The following is a 16,444-nucleotide window of genomic DNA, read 5'->3' on the forward strand; positions in this document are numbered from 1 at the left end:
CCGACGCGACATCTCCTCCCGAACCGACGGCTTACTCGCCGCGCGAGACTCGGACCATCTCGTCGCGGTCGACGACCTTGATGCGCGCACGCTCGTGCGGGGCGCCGAGAGCGACCTCGTGCTCGTCGAGACGATGCCACCCGTCGAGGTCCGTCCAGGCGACGCCGCGCTCGGCCAGCAGGGCGGGGATCGCCTCCGGCGACGGGTCGGCGGGCTGCCACCACGACGCCTGGTCGTTGATGAGGTGGCTGATCGTCTCCATCGCGTCCGACTTCGTGTGCCCGATGAGTCCGACCGGGCCGCGCTTGATCCAGCCGGTCGCGTAGACGCCGGGCACGCGCTCGTTGGAGTCCTTGTGCAGCACCTGACCCTCGTGATTGGGGATCACGCCGTGCTTCTTGTCGAACGGCACGCCGGGCAGCGGCGATCCGAAGTAGCCGACGGCGCGGTACAGCTGCTGGATCGGCACCTCGCGCAGCTCGCCGGTGCCGATGACGCCGCCCTGACCGTCCGGACGGGTGCGCTCGTACACGAGAGCGGCGACGCGGCCGCTGTCGTCGGTCTTCACCTCGACGGGCTTGGCCCAGAAGTGCAGGTGCAGCCGGCGCGACGCCTCGCCTCCAGCGTTGTTGACGCCCGACCGCTGACGCCACGACTGCAGCACCCGATCGATGACCATCACCTGCTTGTTGCTGGCGACCGCGGCGCGCGACGCCTCGTCGTAGTCGAAGTCCTCGTCGTATACGACCATGTCGACGTCGCGCAGCTCGCCGAGCTCGCGCAGCTCCAGCGGGGTGAACTTGACCTGGGCGGGACCGCGGCGACCGAACACGTGCACGTCGGTCACCTGCGAAGCCTCCAGCCCGGCCTGCACATTCGCGGGGATCTCGGTGACGAGGAGGTCTTCGGCGTGCTTGGCGAGCACACGCGCGACGTCGAGCGCGACGTTGCCGTTTCCGATCACGGCGACGGATGCCGCATCCAGCGGCCACTCGCGCGGGAAGTCCGGGTGGCCGTCGTACCAGCTGACGAAGTCGGCCGCGCCGAACGAGCCGGCCGCATCGATGCCGGGGATGTCGAGGTCGGCATCCTTGATCGCACCGGTGGCGAAGATGACGGCGTTGTAGTGCTGCTTCAGGTCGTCGAGGGTGAGGTCCTGACCGAAGCGGACGTTGCCGAAGATGCGGATGTCACCGCGATCGAGCACGTCGCGAAGGGCGGTGATGATCCCCTTGATGCGGGGGTGGTCGGGGGCGACGCCGTAGCGCACGAGTCCGTAGGGGGCGGGAAGGTGATCGAACAGATCGATCGAGACGTCGAACTTGCGCTCGGCCTTCAACAGGATGTCCGCCGCGTAGATGCCGGCGGGGCCCGCGCCGACGATGGCCAGCCTCAGCTTGGTCATGGGTGTGTCCTTCGTGTTCATCCGGTCGTGGGGCGAGGGCCGGCAGGCCCGGGTCGAGACGCGATCAGCTCGAGCGGTCGACGATGACGTGGGCGAGTTTGACCAGCGCATCGCGCACGGGACCGGCCGGAAGCGGATCGATCGCCGCGATCGCGGCATCCGCCCACTCGTACGCCTTGGCGCGGGTCTCGGCGGTCACGGCGTGTGCACGCAGCTGCTGCATCGCCTCGTCGAGGATCGCAGGATCGGCTCCGTCGGCGATGCGCGCCACGCCGTCGTCGATCGTGGCCTTCAGCGCGCGCGAGGCCGGGTCGGCGGCCCGGGCGAGAAGCAGATAAGGCATGGTCGGCACGCCGGCGCGCAGGTCGGTGCCGGGGACCTTGCCGGTCTCGGCGGGGTCGTCGGAGAGGTCGATGACGTCATCGAGCAGCTGGAAGGCCACGCCGACCTTCTCGCCGTACTCCAGCGCGGGCTGACGGTACTCGGAGGGCGCGTCCGAGAAGAGGATGCCGGCCTGAGCGGATGCCGCGATCAGCGATCCGGTCTTGTCGGCCAGCACCTGCAGGTAGAAGTCGACGGGGTCCTCGCCGGCCTGAGCGCCCACCGTCTCGTGCATCTGCCCGAGGACGAGTCGCTCGAACGTGTCGGCCTGCAGACGGATCGCGCGTTCGCCGATCTGGGCCATCAGCTGGCTGGCGCGCGAGAACATGAGGTCGCCGGTGAGGATGGCGACGTTGTTGCCCCACACGGCGTGGGCGCTGGGGACCCCGCGACGCACGTCCGCGCCGTCCATGACGTCGTCGTGATAGAGCGAACCCAGGTGCGTCATCTCCAGGGCCGTGGCACCGGTGATGACGTGCTCGGTGGTGCCTTCGCCCAGCTGCGCGGTCAGGAGCGTGAGCATGGGACGCACCCGCTTGCCGCCGGCCTCGTAGAGATAGCGCGTCGTGGCGTCGGCGAGCGCGTCACTGACCCGCAGCTCGCGGGCGAGGGTGTCCTCGACGCGGTCGAGGCCGTCCTCGACGACGGCGAGCAGCTTGCGCATCCGGGGACCAGCGAGCACACGCTCGGTCAGACCGAGGTTGGCCGTCAATCGCGCACCGGCAGCGGAGGAGCTCGCAGTCACCCTCCCAGCCTACCCGCGGCCGTCGCACCCGCGGTCGCGGGGGCCGTTTCGACTCGGGCGCTGCGCGCCCTCGCTCAACGACCGGGAGTCGCTGTCTCGCCCGCTCGGTGAGCGAGGGCAGCGAGTCGAAACGGGGCTCAGACGAGCGGCTTGACCGCGCGGTGCAGCGCGACGATGCCGAAGGTGAGGTCGCGGTGGGCGACGCGGGTCCAGCCGGCGTCGCGGATCCACGACGAGAGCGTCACCTGGTCGGGCCAGTCCTTGATCGACTCGTTGAGGTAGTCGTACGCGTCGGCGTTCGAGCTCACGCTGCGCGCCACCGTCGGCAGGATCCGGTCGTTGTAGAACCGGTAGAGGCTCGCGAACGCGGGGTTCTGCGGGTGCGAGAACTCGCACACCAGCAGCATGCCGCCGGGCGCGGTGACCCGCAGCATCTCGGTGAGCGCCTTCTTCGGATCGTTGACGTTGCGCAGGCCGAACGAGATGGTGACCACGTCGAACTCGCCGTCGGCGAACGGCAGCGCCATCGCATCGGCCTCGACGAAGGTGACGTTGGGCACATGCCCGTGACGACGGCGGCCCTCGGCGATCATGCCCGGCGAGAAGTCGCCGGCCACCACCTCTGCGCCACTGCGCGCCAGGGCGACCGAGCTCGCGCCCGTCCCGGCGGCGAGGTCGAGGATGCGCTGACCGGGCCGCGGAGCGATGGCACGCGTCGTGGCGATGCGCCACAGCCGATCGTTGCCGAGGCTCAACACGGTGTTCGTGCGGTCGTAACCGGCGGCGACCTCGTCGAACATGCCGCTCACGCGGGACGGATCCTTGCCCAGGTCGGCGCGGTGTTCACTCACCCTTCGATCCTAGGCGCGCTCGCGGCGGCGCGGCAGCGCGGCAGCGCGGCGGCTCTCAGCGATGAGGCAGCGCCGCGAGCACGGCGAGCCAGTGCGCCGCCGTCGCCTGGTCGTAGGGCGCCCGCTCGGCACGGACCTCCGCTTCGAGCTCGACCGCCACGGTCTCGAGGCGCTCGACGATATCCCTCGGGTAGCCGTACTGCACGCGATGCTCGTCCCACTCGTCGCGGTCGTCGATCCAGATGCCGCGGCCGTCACGGGCACGTACGACGTCGAGGTCCATGTCGATGCCCGTGGGGCTCGGGATGCCGGCGGGGTCCGCCGCGGCATCCCATCGCAGATCCCACGCCACATCGATGTAGATCGCGATGCGCGGGTGGGTCGCGTTGAGGGTGGCGGCGTATTCGCCGCTCGGCGGGATCAGGGTGACGTTGTCGCCGTCGCTGACCGTGTCGACGCCCGGTCGGGCACTGCGCCAGCCGTCGCGCTGACCGACCCAGTCGCCGTGGACGTCACTGCCGAGATACACGCACTCGTGCTCCCAGTGCGGTCCGCCGTCCCACTTGCGCCAGCGGAAGACGAGCGGGGTGCCGGGCGCGGGTCGATCGGTCATGGCGGGAGCCTAACCCGCCCTGACCTCCGGCGCCCGGCTGCGGCGTGCCCCCGGCGGATTAGGCTGATCGGGTGAGTTCCGCGCCGCTCCTGCCACCCCGCCTGCGCATCGTGAGCCGGGAGATCGCCGCGATCGACGACCTGCTCGAATACGCCGATCCGGCCGACCCCCTGGTGTGGGCGCGACGGGGATCGTGGCTCGTGGGCGTCGGCTCGGCGCTGCGCATGGAGGTGCCGGCGGCGGATGCCGCGACCCTCGCCGACCGCTGGCGCGCGGTTGCGGCGGCGGCGACGGTGGACGACCACGTCGGCGTTTCCGGCAGCGGCCTGATCGCCTTCGGCGCGTTGCCGTTCGACGTGCAGTCGGCCGCGACCGCGGTGCTGACGGTGCCGCGGATGACGATCGGCACGCGCGACGGCCGCACCTGGGTGAGCTGGGTGCTGCCCGACGACGGCGCCCCCGAGCCCGATGAGCCCCGCGCGATCGGCTACGGCCCGCACTGGTCGGCCGCGGTGGGACCCGGCGCGCTGACTCCGGAGGGCTATCAGGATGCGGTCCGTGCGGGACTTGCCGCGATCGCTTCCGGAGAGGTCAGCAAAGTCGTGCTCGCTCGGGAGCTGGCCGGCACGGTTCCGGCCGGCGCCGACCTCCGGCGACTCGCGCGCTCGCTCGCCTCGTCGTACCCCGACACGTGGGTCTACGCCGTGCACGGGCTCATCGGCGCGAGCCCCGAGACGCTCGTCACCGTCTCGGGGGGCCAGGTGACCGCGCGGGTGCTCGCCGGCACGGTCGCTCGGGGCGCCGGCCCGGACGCCGATCGCGAGGCGGCGCTGCGCCTGGCGACGAGCGCCAAGGACCTCGCCGAGCACCAGTACGCCGTGCGCAGTCTCGTCGACGCCCTCTCGCCGCACGCGAGCGCGCTGGCGGCCGCGGAGCAGCCGTTCACTCTCGCGCTGCCGAACGTGTGGCACCTCGCGACCGATGTGGAGGCCACGACCGCCGCCGAGACCTCCGCCCTCGACCTGCTGGGGGTGCTGCACCCGACGGCGGCCGTCGCGGGAACACCGACGGCGGCCGCTCTGGCCGCGATCCGTCGCATCGAACCGTTCGACCGCGGCCGCTACGCCGGACCCGTCGGGTGGGTCGACGCGAACGGCGATGGCGAGTGGGCGATCGCGCTGCGCGGGGCTCAGTTCGATCTCGCGGCGGCGGATGCCGACGGCATCCCGTTCCGCGCGCACGCCGGCGCCGGGATCGTCGCCGGCAGCGACCCCGAGGCCGAGATGCTCGAGACCCGCGTGAAGTTCCGCCCGATCGTCGACGCCCTGGCGTAGGGCGCGCCCGGGGTCAGCTGTCGGCGAGGCGCTTCTTCTCGGCCGCGACGTCGAAGTCGGCGGCGGGCCAGTGCGGATCGATGTCTTCGAGCACATCCAGCAGGAGCGCCTGGACGGCCAGACGTGCGTACCACTTGCGGTTGGCGGGCACGACGAACCACGGCGCCTCGGGGGTCGAGGTGCGCGCGAACACCGTCTGGTAGGCCGCCATGTACTCGTCCCAGAGGCGGCGTTCGTCGATGTCGCCGGGGTTGTACTTCCAGTGCTTGTCGGGTCGGTCCAGCCGCTCCCCCAGCCGACTCTTCTGCTCGTCGGCGGAGATGTGCAGCATCACTTTGACGATGCGGATGCCGCGATCGACGAGCCCCTTCTCGAAGGCGACGATGGCGTCGTAGCGGCGCTCGATCTCGTCGGCAGGCGCGAGCGCCCGCACCCGGCCGATGAGGACGTCCTCGTAGTGCGACCGGTCGAACACCCCGATGAAGCCGGGTGCGGGCACACGCTTCTCGATGCGCCACAGGAAGTCGTGCGCGAGCTCCTCGGGCGTCGGCTTCTTGAACGCGGCGAGCGCGACGCCCTGCGGATCGACCGATCCGACCACGTGGCGGACGATGCCGCCCTTGCCCGCGGAGTCCATCGCCTGCAGCACCAGCAGCACCGCCGGAGCGCCCTCTTCGACACGGCTCTGCGCGTAGAGGCGCTCCTGCAGCTCATCGAGCTCGTCCGCACCCGCCTCGAGGTCGCTCTGCCCCTGGTCTTTGTCGCCGTCGTAGCACGGAGTGGATGCCGGATCGAGATCGGCGAGTCGGAACCCCGGGCCGACGCGCAGGAGGTCGGCGGGATCGGCGTTCCAGTTCTTCTGGCTTCTCGCGGTCATCTCCACATCATGGCGCGGGCAGCCGGATACGGCCAGGGCGTTCAGCGCGCGAGGGCGACCTCGATGATCTGCCGCCCGACGACGCGGGCGGTGAGCGCCTGGTCGAGCTCGGCGCGCGTGGCGACGCGGACGTACTCCCAGCCGTACGCGGCGGCCAGCGGCGCCAGATCCACGTCCTGCGGCGTGTAGAGCACCCGCTGCATGGCGTCGGGCCCGGCGATCTCGGCGACCTCGAGCCCGTCGAAGATCGTTCCCCCGCCGTCGTTGCCGACGACGACCTGCAGCCGCGGCGCCGTCTCACCGACCGGCAGCAGAAGCGCCCCCACGTCGTAGAGGAAGGCGAGATCGCCGGTCAGCACACGGGTCACGCCGACGTCGGCGCCGGTCTGGCTCGCGATCGCGATCCCCATGCCCGTCGCGATGGTGCCGTCGATGCCGGCGAGTCCGCGGTTGGCGTGGACCGGCACCTTCTTGCCGCCGAGCACGCCGTCCGCGACACGCACGAGGCGCGACGAGGCGAAGAACAGCCGGTCGTGGGGCCAGGTCGCCCGCCACACGGCATCGACGAGTCCCACCCGGTCGATCGGGGCGCGCGCGACGGCGAGCTCGGACGCGATGGCGCCGAGGCGTTCGGCGGGTACCGCTGACGACAGCGCGGCGGCATCCGGCGCCGGCGGCGCAAGATCGACGGATGCCGCGCGGGACGCCCGCATCCAGGCGCCGAACCACTCACGGTCCATCTCGCCCACGGCGGCCACGACGGCGTCGACGGAGACCGAGGTGCCGTTGAGGTTGAGCGGCTCTCCCGGCCCGCGCACGGCGAGCACCTCGACGTCGTCACGCGACAGCAGCGCGGTGACCTCGCGGGTGAGCGTCGGATGACCGAAGACGACGGCGCGCTCGATGCGGCCGCCCAGGTCCGCCTCGCGCAGCAGTCCGCGGTAGCCGTGGACGAGGTTGCGGCCGAAGCGGGCGCCGCTGACGATCTCGGCGATCAGCGGCCAGCCGCCCGCGTGCGCGAGCGCCTCGGCAGCAGGGCCGGCATCGGCCCCGGCGATCACCACAGTGCGGGGGCCACGCACCAGCACGTGCGGATCGACCTCCGGGTCGGCGGGATGGTTCGCCTCGCCGATGCCGCCGCCGCCCTGGTAGAGCGCTCCCGACGGCTCGGTCGCGCTCAGCTCGTCGCCGGCGACGTCGGGGCCGAGTGCGGGCGCGGGAAGGTCGAGCTCGGTCGTGCCCAGCCACGACGGAAGCACACCAGCCAGGGGCTCACGCAGCGGCAGGTTGAGGTGCACCGGTCCGGCCTGCCTCGTGCCCGTGCCGAGGGCGGCCGCGACCGCGTCCTCCGCGACCCGGCGGAGCATCATCGACTGCTCGCCGGTGCCGTCCGCATCGAGCGCGTCGGGCACGGGCAGGTCTTCTTCCAGACGCATGTTCGGCGCGAACATTCCGGGCTGGCGGGTCGTCTGGTTGGCGCCGACGCCGCGCAGCTCGGGGGGACGGTCGGCCGTGAGCAGCAGCAGGGGCACGCCGGCGTGATGCGCTTCGAGAGCCGCGGGCAGCAGATTCGCGACCGCGGTGCCGGAGGTGCACACGACGGCGGCGGGCATGCCGGACTCGCGGCCGATGCCGAGCGCGGTGAAACCGGCGACGCGTTCGTCGATGCGCACGTGCACGCGTACGTCGCCGCGACTCTCCAGCTCGGCGGCGACCAGGGCGAGCGCCTGAGAGCGCGAGCCGGGGCTGACGACGATGTGGGCGACCCCGAGTTCCGCCAGGCGTCCGAGCAGGGCGGCCGCGGCATCCGTCGCCGGTGCACGACCGGCGAGAGCGCTGTCGTCCATGTCAGGCGACGCTGCCGCGACGGTGCTCGTCCGGGTCGTCGTCGCCGCTCACCGGCGGATGCGGCTGCGGGCCGCGGTCGGGATCGGGCCCCTCGGCATCGAGGGCGGCGAGCTCCTCTTCGAGGCGACGGATGCGCTCGTCCTGATCGGCGATCGAGACGCTGCGCAGGCTCCCGAGGAAGTCGGGGTTGTCGTCGGGTGCGCGGAAAGCGTTCTGGGGCCGCGCTCGGCCGCGACCGACCACGAACCACATCACGCCGCCGATGACCGGAAGCAGCACGACGATGACGATCCACAGCGGCTTGCTGACGCCGCGGTGACGAGTGGGCGGCTGCAGGGCGCAGTCGACGATGCTGTACACCCAGAAGGCGATCAGCAACAGCGCCAGAGGCAGCAGGATGCGCACCACCCCTCCATCCTAGGCGGCGCGCGCCGTGCGAGATCCGAGGACGGCGCACCAACGCCACGCGCGTAGGCTGGACACATGCGTGTCCGTTCGGCCCTCGTCTACACCGTCCTTCGTCTTCTGGTGTTCGTCGTGCCGTTCGCGATCATGATGCTCTTCCAGATCATGCGCGAGTACTACTGGCTGTCGGCGATCTTCGCCGCGCTCATCGGGCTCAGCCTCTCGGTGCTCTTCCTGCGCCGCCCGCTCGACGATCTGACCGCCGGTCTCGCCGCGCGCCGGCGTGCCCGTCGCGACACCGACGAAGACGCCGAGGATGCCGCGGCCGACCAGGTCGCCTCGACGCCGTCGGAGTGAGCCCGTCGGCGGCTCCTCGAGCGGGCGCGCTCAGCCGGTGAAAGCCCAGTAGAGCAGCAGCGACAGGGCCAGCGAGGTCAGCGAGGTCAGCCCCAGCGCGACGACCAGCTCGCGCGGTGCGCGGTACGTCCAGACGATCAGCACGGCGCACGCCGCGGGGATCAGCGCGAGCATCGCCAGCCATGCCAGCGGGTAGAACACCGCGAGGATGGCGACGAGGGCGAAGGCGATGACGACGAGCGCGGTGAACAGCACCTGCGTGGCGCGCCGACCGATGCGCACGGTGAGGGTGCGCTTGCCGGCGAGACGGTCCTGATCGATGTCCCGGAGGTTGTTCGCCAGCAGCACGGCGCAGGCCAGCAGGCCGGCGATCACGGCGCCGAACCAGCTCTCCTGCGGCACCGTGCCGATCTGCACGAACGTGGTGCCCACCGTGGCGACGAGACCGAAGAACACGAAGACGAACAGCTCGCCCAGTCCCGCGTAGCCGTAGGGACGCTTGCCGCCGGTGTAGAACCACGCGGCGACCAGGCAGGCGGCGCCGATGAGCGCCATCCACCAGTAGCCGGTGCGGACGATGATGGCCAGACCCGCCGCCGCGGCGATCGCGAAGAAGACGAGGGCGACCGTGAGCACCGTGCGCGGCTTCGCCCGGCGCGAGGCGGTGAGGCGGGCGGGACCGACCCGATGGTCGTCGGTGCCGCGGATGCCGTCGCTGTAGTCGTTCGCGTAGTTGACGCCGATCTGAATCGCCACCGCCACGACCAGGCAGCACAGGGCCAGCACCCAGCGCAGCGGCGTCCCGTCGAGACGAGCCGCCCCCGTGCCGATGACCACGGGCGCGACGGCGAGCGGGAGCGTCCGTAGGCGCGCGGCGCCGATCCAGTCGCGCGCGGTGGCCCGTGTCACGTGCGCGGGATCGCCCGACACACGCGCGCGCTGCGGATTGCCGCGCGGCTTCTGCTTCGCGTGATGTGCCGCGCGCGACTTCTTCTTCCGGGTGCTGCCTGCCACGCCAGAATCCTATGCCCGGATGGGCATGGATCCGCTGTGACGGCGTCGCGGACCTCAGCGCTCGGGAGCGATCCGCTCGGCCCACGCGCGCGCGAGGGCCGCCAGGGCCGGCCGGTCGGGCTTGCCACTGGCGAGCATCGGCAGTCGCGGCACCCGCAGGACGGCACGCGGCCGAGCCGGCGCACCGAGCTCATCACCGACGAGCCCGCGGAGGGTCGGAAGGTCGGGATCGGCCTCTGCTTCCGCGGCATCCGACGTCATCCCCGCAGCCACGACGATCGACGCCTCACCCCAGCGCTCGTCGGCGACCGGCACGACGACCGCATCGACGAATCCGGGGACGGTGCGGACGATGCGCTCGACGCGATCGAGCGAGATATTGATCCCGCCCGAGACGATGACGTTGTCACGGCGACCCGTGACGGTCAACCGACCGTCGAACCGCCCGGCGTCGCCGGTGCGGTACCAGCGCACACCCGCGTCGTCGCGCACGAACGCGGCGGCGGTGCGCTCCGGCTCGCCGAGGTAGCCGTCCGCAAGTGTCGGCCCCGACACGTGCACCTCCCCGTCGACGATGCGCACGCCCACGCCGTCGAGCGGGATGCCGTCGTACACGCAGCCGCCGGCCGTCTCACTCGATCCGTACGTGCGCACGACACGGATGCCGGCCTCGTTCGCGCGCGCGGCGAGCGCCGGCGGCAGCGCCTGCCCCCCGACGAGGACCGCGGCGAAGCCGGCGAGGGCGCGGCATCCGGCAGGGTCGTCGAGAAGCGTCTGCAACTGAGCAGGAACGAGCGACGTGTAGGTCGGCACCCGCTCGCCCCCGCGACTGGACGCCATCGACGATGCCGCGGCGACGAACGAGGCGGCGCGGAACGAACCCGCCAGGACGGCGGGCTCGTTGCCGGCGACCAGCGCGCGCACCAGAACCTGCACACCCGCGATGTAGCCCGGAGCCAGAGCGAGCAGCCATGAGCCGCTGCCGAGACGAGCGGCCGTCGCCATCGCCGATGACGTCAGGGCTGCCCGACTGAGTGCGACGGCCTTCGGGTAGCCGCTGGAGCCGGAGGTCGTGACGACCACCGCTGTTCCGGCCGGCACGTCCCGGGGCAGCTCGTCTCCCCCGCCGAGCGCGATCGCCGGCCCCGCCCCGAGCACCGCCGAACGCAGACCCCGCAGCACCGCGCGGGCATCCGCTGCGTCGATCCTCTCCAGCCGCACGTTCGTCTCCGGGAAGGTCAGTAGTGGTACGGGTACGGCGACCAGTCGGGGTCGCGCTTCTGCAAGAACGCGTCGCGGCCTTCGACGGCTTCGTCGGTGCCGTACGCGAGACGGGTCGCCTCGCCCGCGAACACCTGCTGACCGACCATTCCGTCATCGATCGCGTTGAACGCGAACTTCAGCATGCGGATCGCCGTCGGCGACTTGCCGAGGATCGTCCGCGCCATCGCGATCGCTTCGCGCTCGAGCTCGGCGTGCGCCACGACGCGATTGACCGCGCCCATCTCATAGGCACGGGCGGCCGAGTACTCCTCGGCGAGGAAGAAGACCTCGCGGGCGATCTTCTGGCCGACCTGGCGAGCCATGTACGCCGAGCCGTAGCCCGCGTCGAACGATCCGACATCGGCATCCGTCTGCTTGAAACGGCCGTGCTCGGCGCTCGCGATCGACAGGTCGCACACGATGTGCAGCGAGTGCCCTCCGCCCGCCGCCCACCCGGGGATCACCGCGATGACGACCTTCGGCATGAAGCGGATGAGGCGCTGCACCTCGAGGATGTGCAGACGACCCGCACGGGCAGGATCGGGCGCCGTCGCGTCATCGGCGGCGTAGGTGTAGCCGTCACGTCCGCGAATGCGCTGATCACCGCCCGAGCAGAACGCCCAACCGCCGTCCTTCGGGCTCGGGCCGTTCCCCGTCAGGAGCACGACCCCGATGCGCGGGTCCTGACGGGCGATGTCGAGAGCGCGGTACAGCTCGTCGACGGTGTGCGGGCGGAAAGCGTTTCGCACCTCGGGACGGTCGAACGCGATACGCGCGATGCGACCGTCGCGCGAGACGTGCGCGGTGACATCGGTGTAGGCATCCGCACCCGGGGCGGGCAGCCATTCCGCGGGATCGAACAGCTCAGAGACGAAGGACTCGGTCACCCGCCCAGCCTACGCGCGGGCGCCGCGATCCGGCCCGGCCGTACCTGCCGCTCCCCCTACGCTGGAGCGGTGACGTCGCCCCACCGCATCCTGACCCTGCTCGCCGCCGGCACCCTCGCGCTCGGCCTGTCCGCCTGTGCGTCGACCGACGGCACGAGCGCATCGCCGACGCCGACCGACGACACCGTCGCGTCGCTGACCATGGCGGGCGACTGCGCGGCGGGAGCGGGCGTCACGCTCGCCGTCGACTCCTCCGCGCTGAAGGGCGGGTCCTCGCAGGCCTGGTGCTACGTCACCACCGAGAAGGTCGCGGTCGCCGACGTCCTCGCCGCCGCGGGGCTGACCATCGACGGAACGAAGCAGTACGGCGATCAGGTCGTCTGCCGCGTCAACGGGCTGCCCTCGGCATCCGAGCCGGTGGGATCGGCGCAGGACCCGGCGTACATCGAGAAGTGCGACGCCATGCCCGCGGCGTTCGCCTACTGGGCGCTGTGGACCAAGCCGGCCGGCGGAGCCTGGGACTATGCGCAGGAGGGCCTGTCGACGCTGACGGCACAGCCGGGTGAGAGCGTCGAGTTGCTGTTCACCCTCGACGGCGCCCCCGCGGCACCGGCGGCGTGAGCACCACTGCCGCTGATCGCTGCCGACGCGCGTAATCTCGGCGCGTGAGCTTCCGCCCCGGTCCCCTGCGCGCCGCCCTCGCTCTGGCGGTCGGCTTCGTGGCGGTCCGGGTCGTGTACCGGGTGCTCTTCCACGGCGTGGACGGCACCGGCGCGGTGCTGCTGCCGCTGCCGGTGTGGCCCCTGGCACCGCCGCTCGCCCACGTTCGTATGTTCGGCCCGGTGACGGCCGACGGGCTGACGGCGGCTGTCGTCGGCGCACTCCCGATCGCACTGACCATCCTCGCCTTCGGGATGCTCAGTGCGCTGCTCGACCTGCCGCGACTGCTCGCGCGCGGCGCGCGACGTGGTCCCTTCCAGGGACTCGCGCGGGCACTGTCGATCGCGTGGGCCGCGCTTCCGTCGCTCGCCGATGCGGCACGCACGGCGCGGAGGGCGCAGCGTCTGCGCGGCGAGCGCGGGTTCGGCGCCGGTCTGCGCACGCTCGCGCCGGCGCTCGAGGTGACGATGGAGCGCGCCACCGCGGTCGGTGCGTCTCTGGAGCTTCGCGGTTACGCCGGGCGCGGGCTCGAGGGCGACTGCCGATCTCCGATCGCGCACGGACCTCTCGCGCTCGGGTTCGGTGACGACACCGTCGTGACGATCGACGGGTCGAGCGTCGGGGCGGATGCGGTGAGCGACGGCATCCGCACCGGCTCGCTGACGGTGCTCACCGGCGCCACCGGCTCGGGCAAGACCACCCTGCTGCGCGCCCTGAGCGGGCTGCACACCCATCTCGACGGCGGGTGGCTCGACGGCGGCCTGTCGATCGCGGGGCACGATCGCGCCGACACCCCGCCGCGGGACCTGTCGCGGCTCGTCGGCGTGGTGCTGCAGAACGCCCGCGCCGGGTTCGTGACGACGAACGTACGCGATGAGATCGGGCTGGCGCTGGAGCTGCGCGGGCTCGCCCGCGTGCTCGTCGACGAGCGTGTTCGCGACGTCGCCGACCGTCTCGGCATCGCGGCGCTGCTCGATCGGCGGCTGCGGGAGCTCTCCGCCGGCCAGGCGAGCCTCGTCGCCATCGCCGCCGCCATCGTCGAGCAGCCGGTGCTGCTGCTCGTGGACGAGCCGCTCGCCGACCTCGACCGCTCCGCGCGTGCCCGGATCGTGACGCTGTTGGGCGCGCTGGCGCACGAGGCCGGCATGTGCGTCATCGTCGCCGAGCACCGCGGCGCCGAGCTCGCCGGCGTTGCCGACACGTGGTTGCACGTCGCGGCGGCAGCCGAGGCGGCACCCGCGACCGTCACCACCCGACCCTCGCCGTTCACAACTCCGGAGTTTCCGCCTCCCCTCCCCACCGAAGAGCCGTCGCGGGCAGCGACCGCAGCGGATCTCCGGAGTTGTGAACCGGCGCTCTCGACGCGGGTGACCGTCCGCTACGGGCAGCGCCTGGCCGTCGACGATGTCGCCGTGACGCTGCACCCGGGCGAGGTGGTGGCGCTGGTCGGGCCCAACGGAGCCGGCAAGTCGAGCCTTCTGGTCGCCCTCGCGACCGGCGAGCACGCTCGCGACGTGCGGCTGGTGCCCGACGACGCCGACGCGCTGTTCGTGCGCGACACGGTGGCCGCGGAATGTCGCCGCGCCGACCGGCGGGCGCACCTGCCGGTCGGGACCACCGTCGCCCGCGTCGCCGCGCTGCTCGGACGCGACGAGCAGGCCCGACTGCTGGGGCCTCGGCATCCGCGCGACCTGTCCGCGGGCCAGCGGCGGTGCCTGGCGCTCGCGATCCAGACGGCGACGCGCCCCCGGGTGCTGCTGGTCGACGAACCGACGCGCGGACTCGACCCCGACGCCCGGCGGATGGTCGATGCTGCCGTCACGCGCATCGCGGCGGCCGGGACCGCCGTGCTCGTCGCGACCCATGACGCCGCGGTGATCTCCCGCGCCGACGTGGCGCTCGGCATGGACGCCGGTCGCCTATCCGCCGCGGGCACCACCACCGCCCCCGCCACCCCCGCCACCGCCGCCGCGGCCCCCGCCGCCGCGCCGGGCGCAGACCGCGGCGCGACGCATCAGCCGCGTGCCGAACTCCTCCACTCCGCGCGCACGCAGCCCACGGAGGCGGCCACAGCCGCCGAACCGGACGAGATCGGAGGAGTTCGGAACACACGAGCGCAGACCACCGCCCGGGCACCGCGGCCACGCCCCGCGCTGACCGTCGCGCTGGTCGCGGCGAACGTTCTCGCCGCCGCCGCGTTCCTGTGGCCGCTCGCCGCGACCGCCCTCCCCGCACAGGCGCAGGCTGCCGTCGGGCCGATCGCGCTGGCTCTCGCGCCCCTGGCCGCGCTCGCCACCCTCGCGGCGCTCGACACGACGGTCCGCTCCGCCCAGACGCTGGCACTGCTGGCAGTGCTCGCCGCCATCGGGGCAGCCGTGCGCATCGCGAGCACCGGTGTCGGCGGCGTGGAGGCGCTGTTCGTGCTTCTCATCCTCGCCGGGCGCGCGTACGGCGCCCGTTTCGGGCTGCTGCTGGGTGCGGCATCCGTGGGGCTGTCGGCGTTGCTGTGGGGAGGCGTCGGACCATGGCTGCCGTTCCAGATGTTCGCGTGCGCGTGGGTTGCGGCTGGCGCGGGCCTCCTGCCGCGCCGGGTGCGCGGCGGGGCGGAGATCGCGATGCTCATGGGATACGGCGTCGCCGCCGCGTACGCGTTCGGACTCATCATGAACATGTGGTTCTGGCCGTTCGCCGTCGGTGGTGGAACATCGATCTCGTATGTTCCCGGGGCGCCGCTGCCGCAGAACATGGGCGCCTTCCTCGTCTACTCGCTCGTGACCTCGACTCTCAGTTGGGACACGGTGCGCGCGCTCACCACCATCATCGGCATCTGTCTCGTCGGTCGCGCCGTGCTGCGATCCCTACGCCGGGCCAAGCCGGTGGCCGCCGCACCATCGCCGCCCCCCCACCGGCGCGAGCCCTCGGAGTGCGCTCGCTAGAGTCGAATCATGACCGCAACGATGCGCCCTTTGACGGCCGACGAGATCGCCGCCGACGCATTCCTCGCCCTGCTCTGGGAGGCCGCAGGAGTCGACACCGACGCCCTCATCCGCATTCGCGACGTCGAACTGCCCACGATGACCGTGGTCGGGACGGTCGAGGACGGCCGGGTGCTCGGCTTCGCCGCGTTCGGCGCCGACGCGCACGGCGCAGATCGCGCGGAGCTGCACTACATCGCCGTCGCACACGAGGCACGCGGAACCGGGCTCGGCTCTCGTCTCGTGGATGCCGCGCGCCGCGCCGACCCGACGCGACCCCTCTATGCGAGCACCGATGACGACGCCGTCGACTTCTACCGTCGCCTCGGCTTCGTCGTCTCCGACGCGCCCGGCGACCCGCGCTGGCCGACGCGGCAGCGCTACGACTGCCTCCTGGAACCCCTGGGCGACCCGGCCGAGGCTTTGACGACCACGGCGCGCAACGGAGGCCGCGACTGATGCTCACCGTCGGGTCGGTGGTGATCCGCGTCGATGATCTGGCGCGAGAGATCGCCTTCTGGACGGCGGCACTCGACTACGCGGCGCGCGAGCCCGTCGGCGACGACTTCGCACTGCTGCATCCGCGCGACGGCGCCGGCGTCAACGTGTCGCTCGACGCCGTCGCGGCTCCGCGCGTGCTGCCGCCGCGCATTCATCTCGATCTCTACGCGGATGATCAGGATGCCGAGGTGCGCCGACTCGAAGCGCTCGGGGCCCGTCGGGTGCACTGGGACAAGCAACCGCCGGATGCCGACTACGTCATCATGGAGGACCCCGAAGGCAACCGCTTCTGCGTCGTCGCGGCCGGTTAGGCGGGGACGGGCATCCA

General features: G+C 72.2%; 16 protein-coding genes. 6 read left to right on the plus strand and 10 right to left on the minus strand.

Going from position 1 to position 16,444, the window contains the following annotated elements; translation table 11 throughout:
- Positions 1-31: 31 nt before the first annotated feature.
- From ACT53O_RS14595 to ACT53O_RS14610, 4 genes are all read right to left on the minus strand, one after another.
- The gene (locus ACT53O_RS14595; protein WP_476153218.1) at positions 32-1,405 is read right to left on the minus strand and encodes an FAD-dependent oxidoreductase; all 1,374 of its coding nucleotides are present in this window, start codon (positions 1,403-1,405) and stop codon (positions 32-34) included.
- Positions 1,406-1,469: 64 nt separating this feature from the next.
- Positions 1,470-2,531, minus strand: a complete 1,062-nt coding sequence (locus ACT53O_RS14600; protein ID WP_036317481.1) for a polyprenyl synthetase family protein — start codon at positions 2,529-2,531, stop codon at positions 1,470-1,472.
- 137 nt (positions 2,532-2,668) lie between these two features.
- Positions 2,669-3,382: a demethylmenaquinone methyltransferase gene (locus tag ACT53O_RS14605; protein WP_112931732.1), complete on the minus strand. Its 714-nt coding sequence runs from the start codon at positions 3,380-3,382 to the stop codon at positions 2,669-2,671.
- A gap of 55 nt (positions 3,383-3,437) precedes the next feature.
- On the minus strand, positions 3,438-3,995 hold the full coding sequence (locus tag ACT53O_RS14610) for a DUF402 domain-containing protein (protein ID WP_476153221.1): 558 nt from the start codon (positions 3,993-3,995) through the stop codon (positions 3,438-3,440).
- A gap of 71 nt (positions 3,996-4,066) precedes the next feature.
- Here ACT53O_RS14610 and ACT53O_RS14615 point away from each other — a divergent pair, with 71 nt between their 5' ends.
- Entirely contained in the window at positions 4,067-5,329 is a 1,263-nt protein-coding gene (locus tag ACT53O_RS14615) for an isochorismate synthase (RefSeq protein WP_476153223.1), read from the plus strand.
- 13 nt (positions 5,330-5,342) lie between these two features.
- Here the strand turns inward: ACT53O_RS14615 and ACT53O_RS14620 are convergent, their stop codons facing one another.
- From ACT53O_RS14620 to ACT53O_RS14630, 3 genes are read right to left on the minus strand one after another with little or no spacing between them, the layout of a single operon-like run.
- Entirely contained in the window at positions 5,343-6,206 is an 864-nt protein-coding gene (locus ACT53O_RS14620; RefSeq protein ID WP_476153225.1) for a polyphosphate kinase 2 family protein, read from the minus strand.
- A gap of 41 nt (positions 6,207-6,247) precedes the next feature.
- Positions 6,248-8,053 carry a 2-succinyl-5-enolpyruvyl-6-hydroxy-3-cyclohexene-1-carboxylic-acid synthase gene (gene menD, locus ACT53O_RS14625; RefSeq protein ID WP_476153227.1) on the minus strand — a complete coding sequence of 602 codons (1,806 nt, stop codon included), beginning with the start codon at positions 8,051-8,053 and terminating at the stop codon, positions 6,248-6,250.
- 1 nt (position 8,054) lies between these two features.
- Positions 8,055-8,462 carry a PLD nuclease N-terminal domain-containing protein gene (locus ACT53O_RS14630; protein ID WP_039416518.1) on the minus strand — a complete coding sequence of 136 codons (408 nt, stop codon included), beginning with the start codon at positions 8,460-8,462 and terminating at the stop codon, positions 8,055-8,057.
- A 75-nt stretch (positions 8,463-8,537) separates the two neighbouring features.
- Here ACT53O_RS14630 and ACT53O_RS14635 point away from each other — a divergent pair, with 75 nt between their 5' ends.
- Positions 8,538-8,816: a DUF4229 domain-containing protein gene (locus ACT53O_RS14635; RefSeq protein ID WP_036317471.1), complete on the plus strand. Its 279-nt coding sequence runs from the start codon at positions 8,538-8,540 to the stop codon at positions 8,814-8,816.
- Positions 8,817-8,846: 30 nt separating this feature from the next.
- Here ACT53O_RS14635 and ACT53O_RS14640 read toward each other — a convergent pair whose 3' ends face one another.
- The 3 genes from ACT53O_RS14640 to ACT53O_RS14650 are packed head-to-tail and all read right to left on the minus strand — an operon-like array spanning position 8,847 to position 11,980.
- Positions 8,847-9,830: a 1,4-dihydroxy-2-naphthoate polyprenyltransferase gene (locus tag ACT53O_RS14640; RefSeq protein WP_036317470.1), complete on the minus strand. Its 984-nt coding sequence runs from the start codon at positions 9,828-9,830 to the stop codon at positions 8,847-8,849.
- Positions 9,831-9,884: 54 nt separating this feature from the next.
- Positions 9,885-11,051, minus strand: coding sequence for an AMP-binding protein (locus ACT53O_RS14645; RefSeq protein WP_476153230.1), 1,167 nt, complete (start codon positions 11,049-11,051; stop codon positions 9,885-9,887).
- A 17-nt stretch (positions 11,052-11,068) separates the two neighbouring features.
- Positions 11,069-11,980 (minus strand): 1,4-dihydroxy-2-naphthoyl-CoA synthase, encoded by a 912-nt coding sequence (locus tag ACT53O_RS14650; protein WP_039416508.1) that lies wholly within the window; start codon positions 11,978-11,980, stop codon positions 11,069-11,071.
- Between the two features lie 69 nt (positions 11,981-12,049).
- On the opposite strand from ACT53O_RS14650, the gene ACT53O_RS14655 reads away from it, so the two are divergent.
- From ACT53O_RS14655 to ACT53O_RS14670, 4 genes are read left to right on the plus strand one after another with little or no spacing between them, the layout of a single operon-like run.
- A complete protein-coding gene (locus tag ACT53O_RS14655; protein ID WP_476153232.1) occupies positions 12,050-12,601 on the plus strand; it encodes a hypothetical protein in 552 nt (183 codons plus the stop codon).
- Between the two features lie 44 nt (positions 12,602-12,645).
- Entirely contained in the window at positions 12,646-15,576 is a 2,931-nt protein-coding gene (locus ACT53O_RS14660; protein ID WP_476153234.1) for an ATP-binding cassette domain-containing protein, read from the plus strand.
- 9 nt (positions 15,577-15,585) lie between these two features.
- Positions 15,586-16,074, plus strand: coding sequence for a GNAT family N-acetyltransferase (locus tag ACT53O_RS14665; protein ID WP_476153236.1), 489 nt, complete (start codon positions 15,586-15,588; stop codon positions 16,072-16,074).
- Positions 16,074-16,427 carry a VOC family protein gene (locus ACT53O_RS14670; protein ID WP_112931744.1) on the plus strand — a complete coding sequence of 118 codons (354 nt, stop codon included), beginning with the start codon at positions 16,074-16,076 and terminating at the stop codon, positions 16,425-16,427. The genes ACT53O_RS14665 and ACT53O_RS14670 overlap by 1 nt, the downstream gene beginning before the upstream one ends.
- The last annotated feature ends 17 nt before the right edge of the window (positions 16,428-16,444 follow it).

The sequence above is a fragment of the Microbacterium sp. DMC48 genome, from assembly GCF_056313825.1.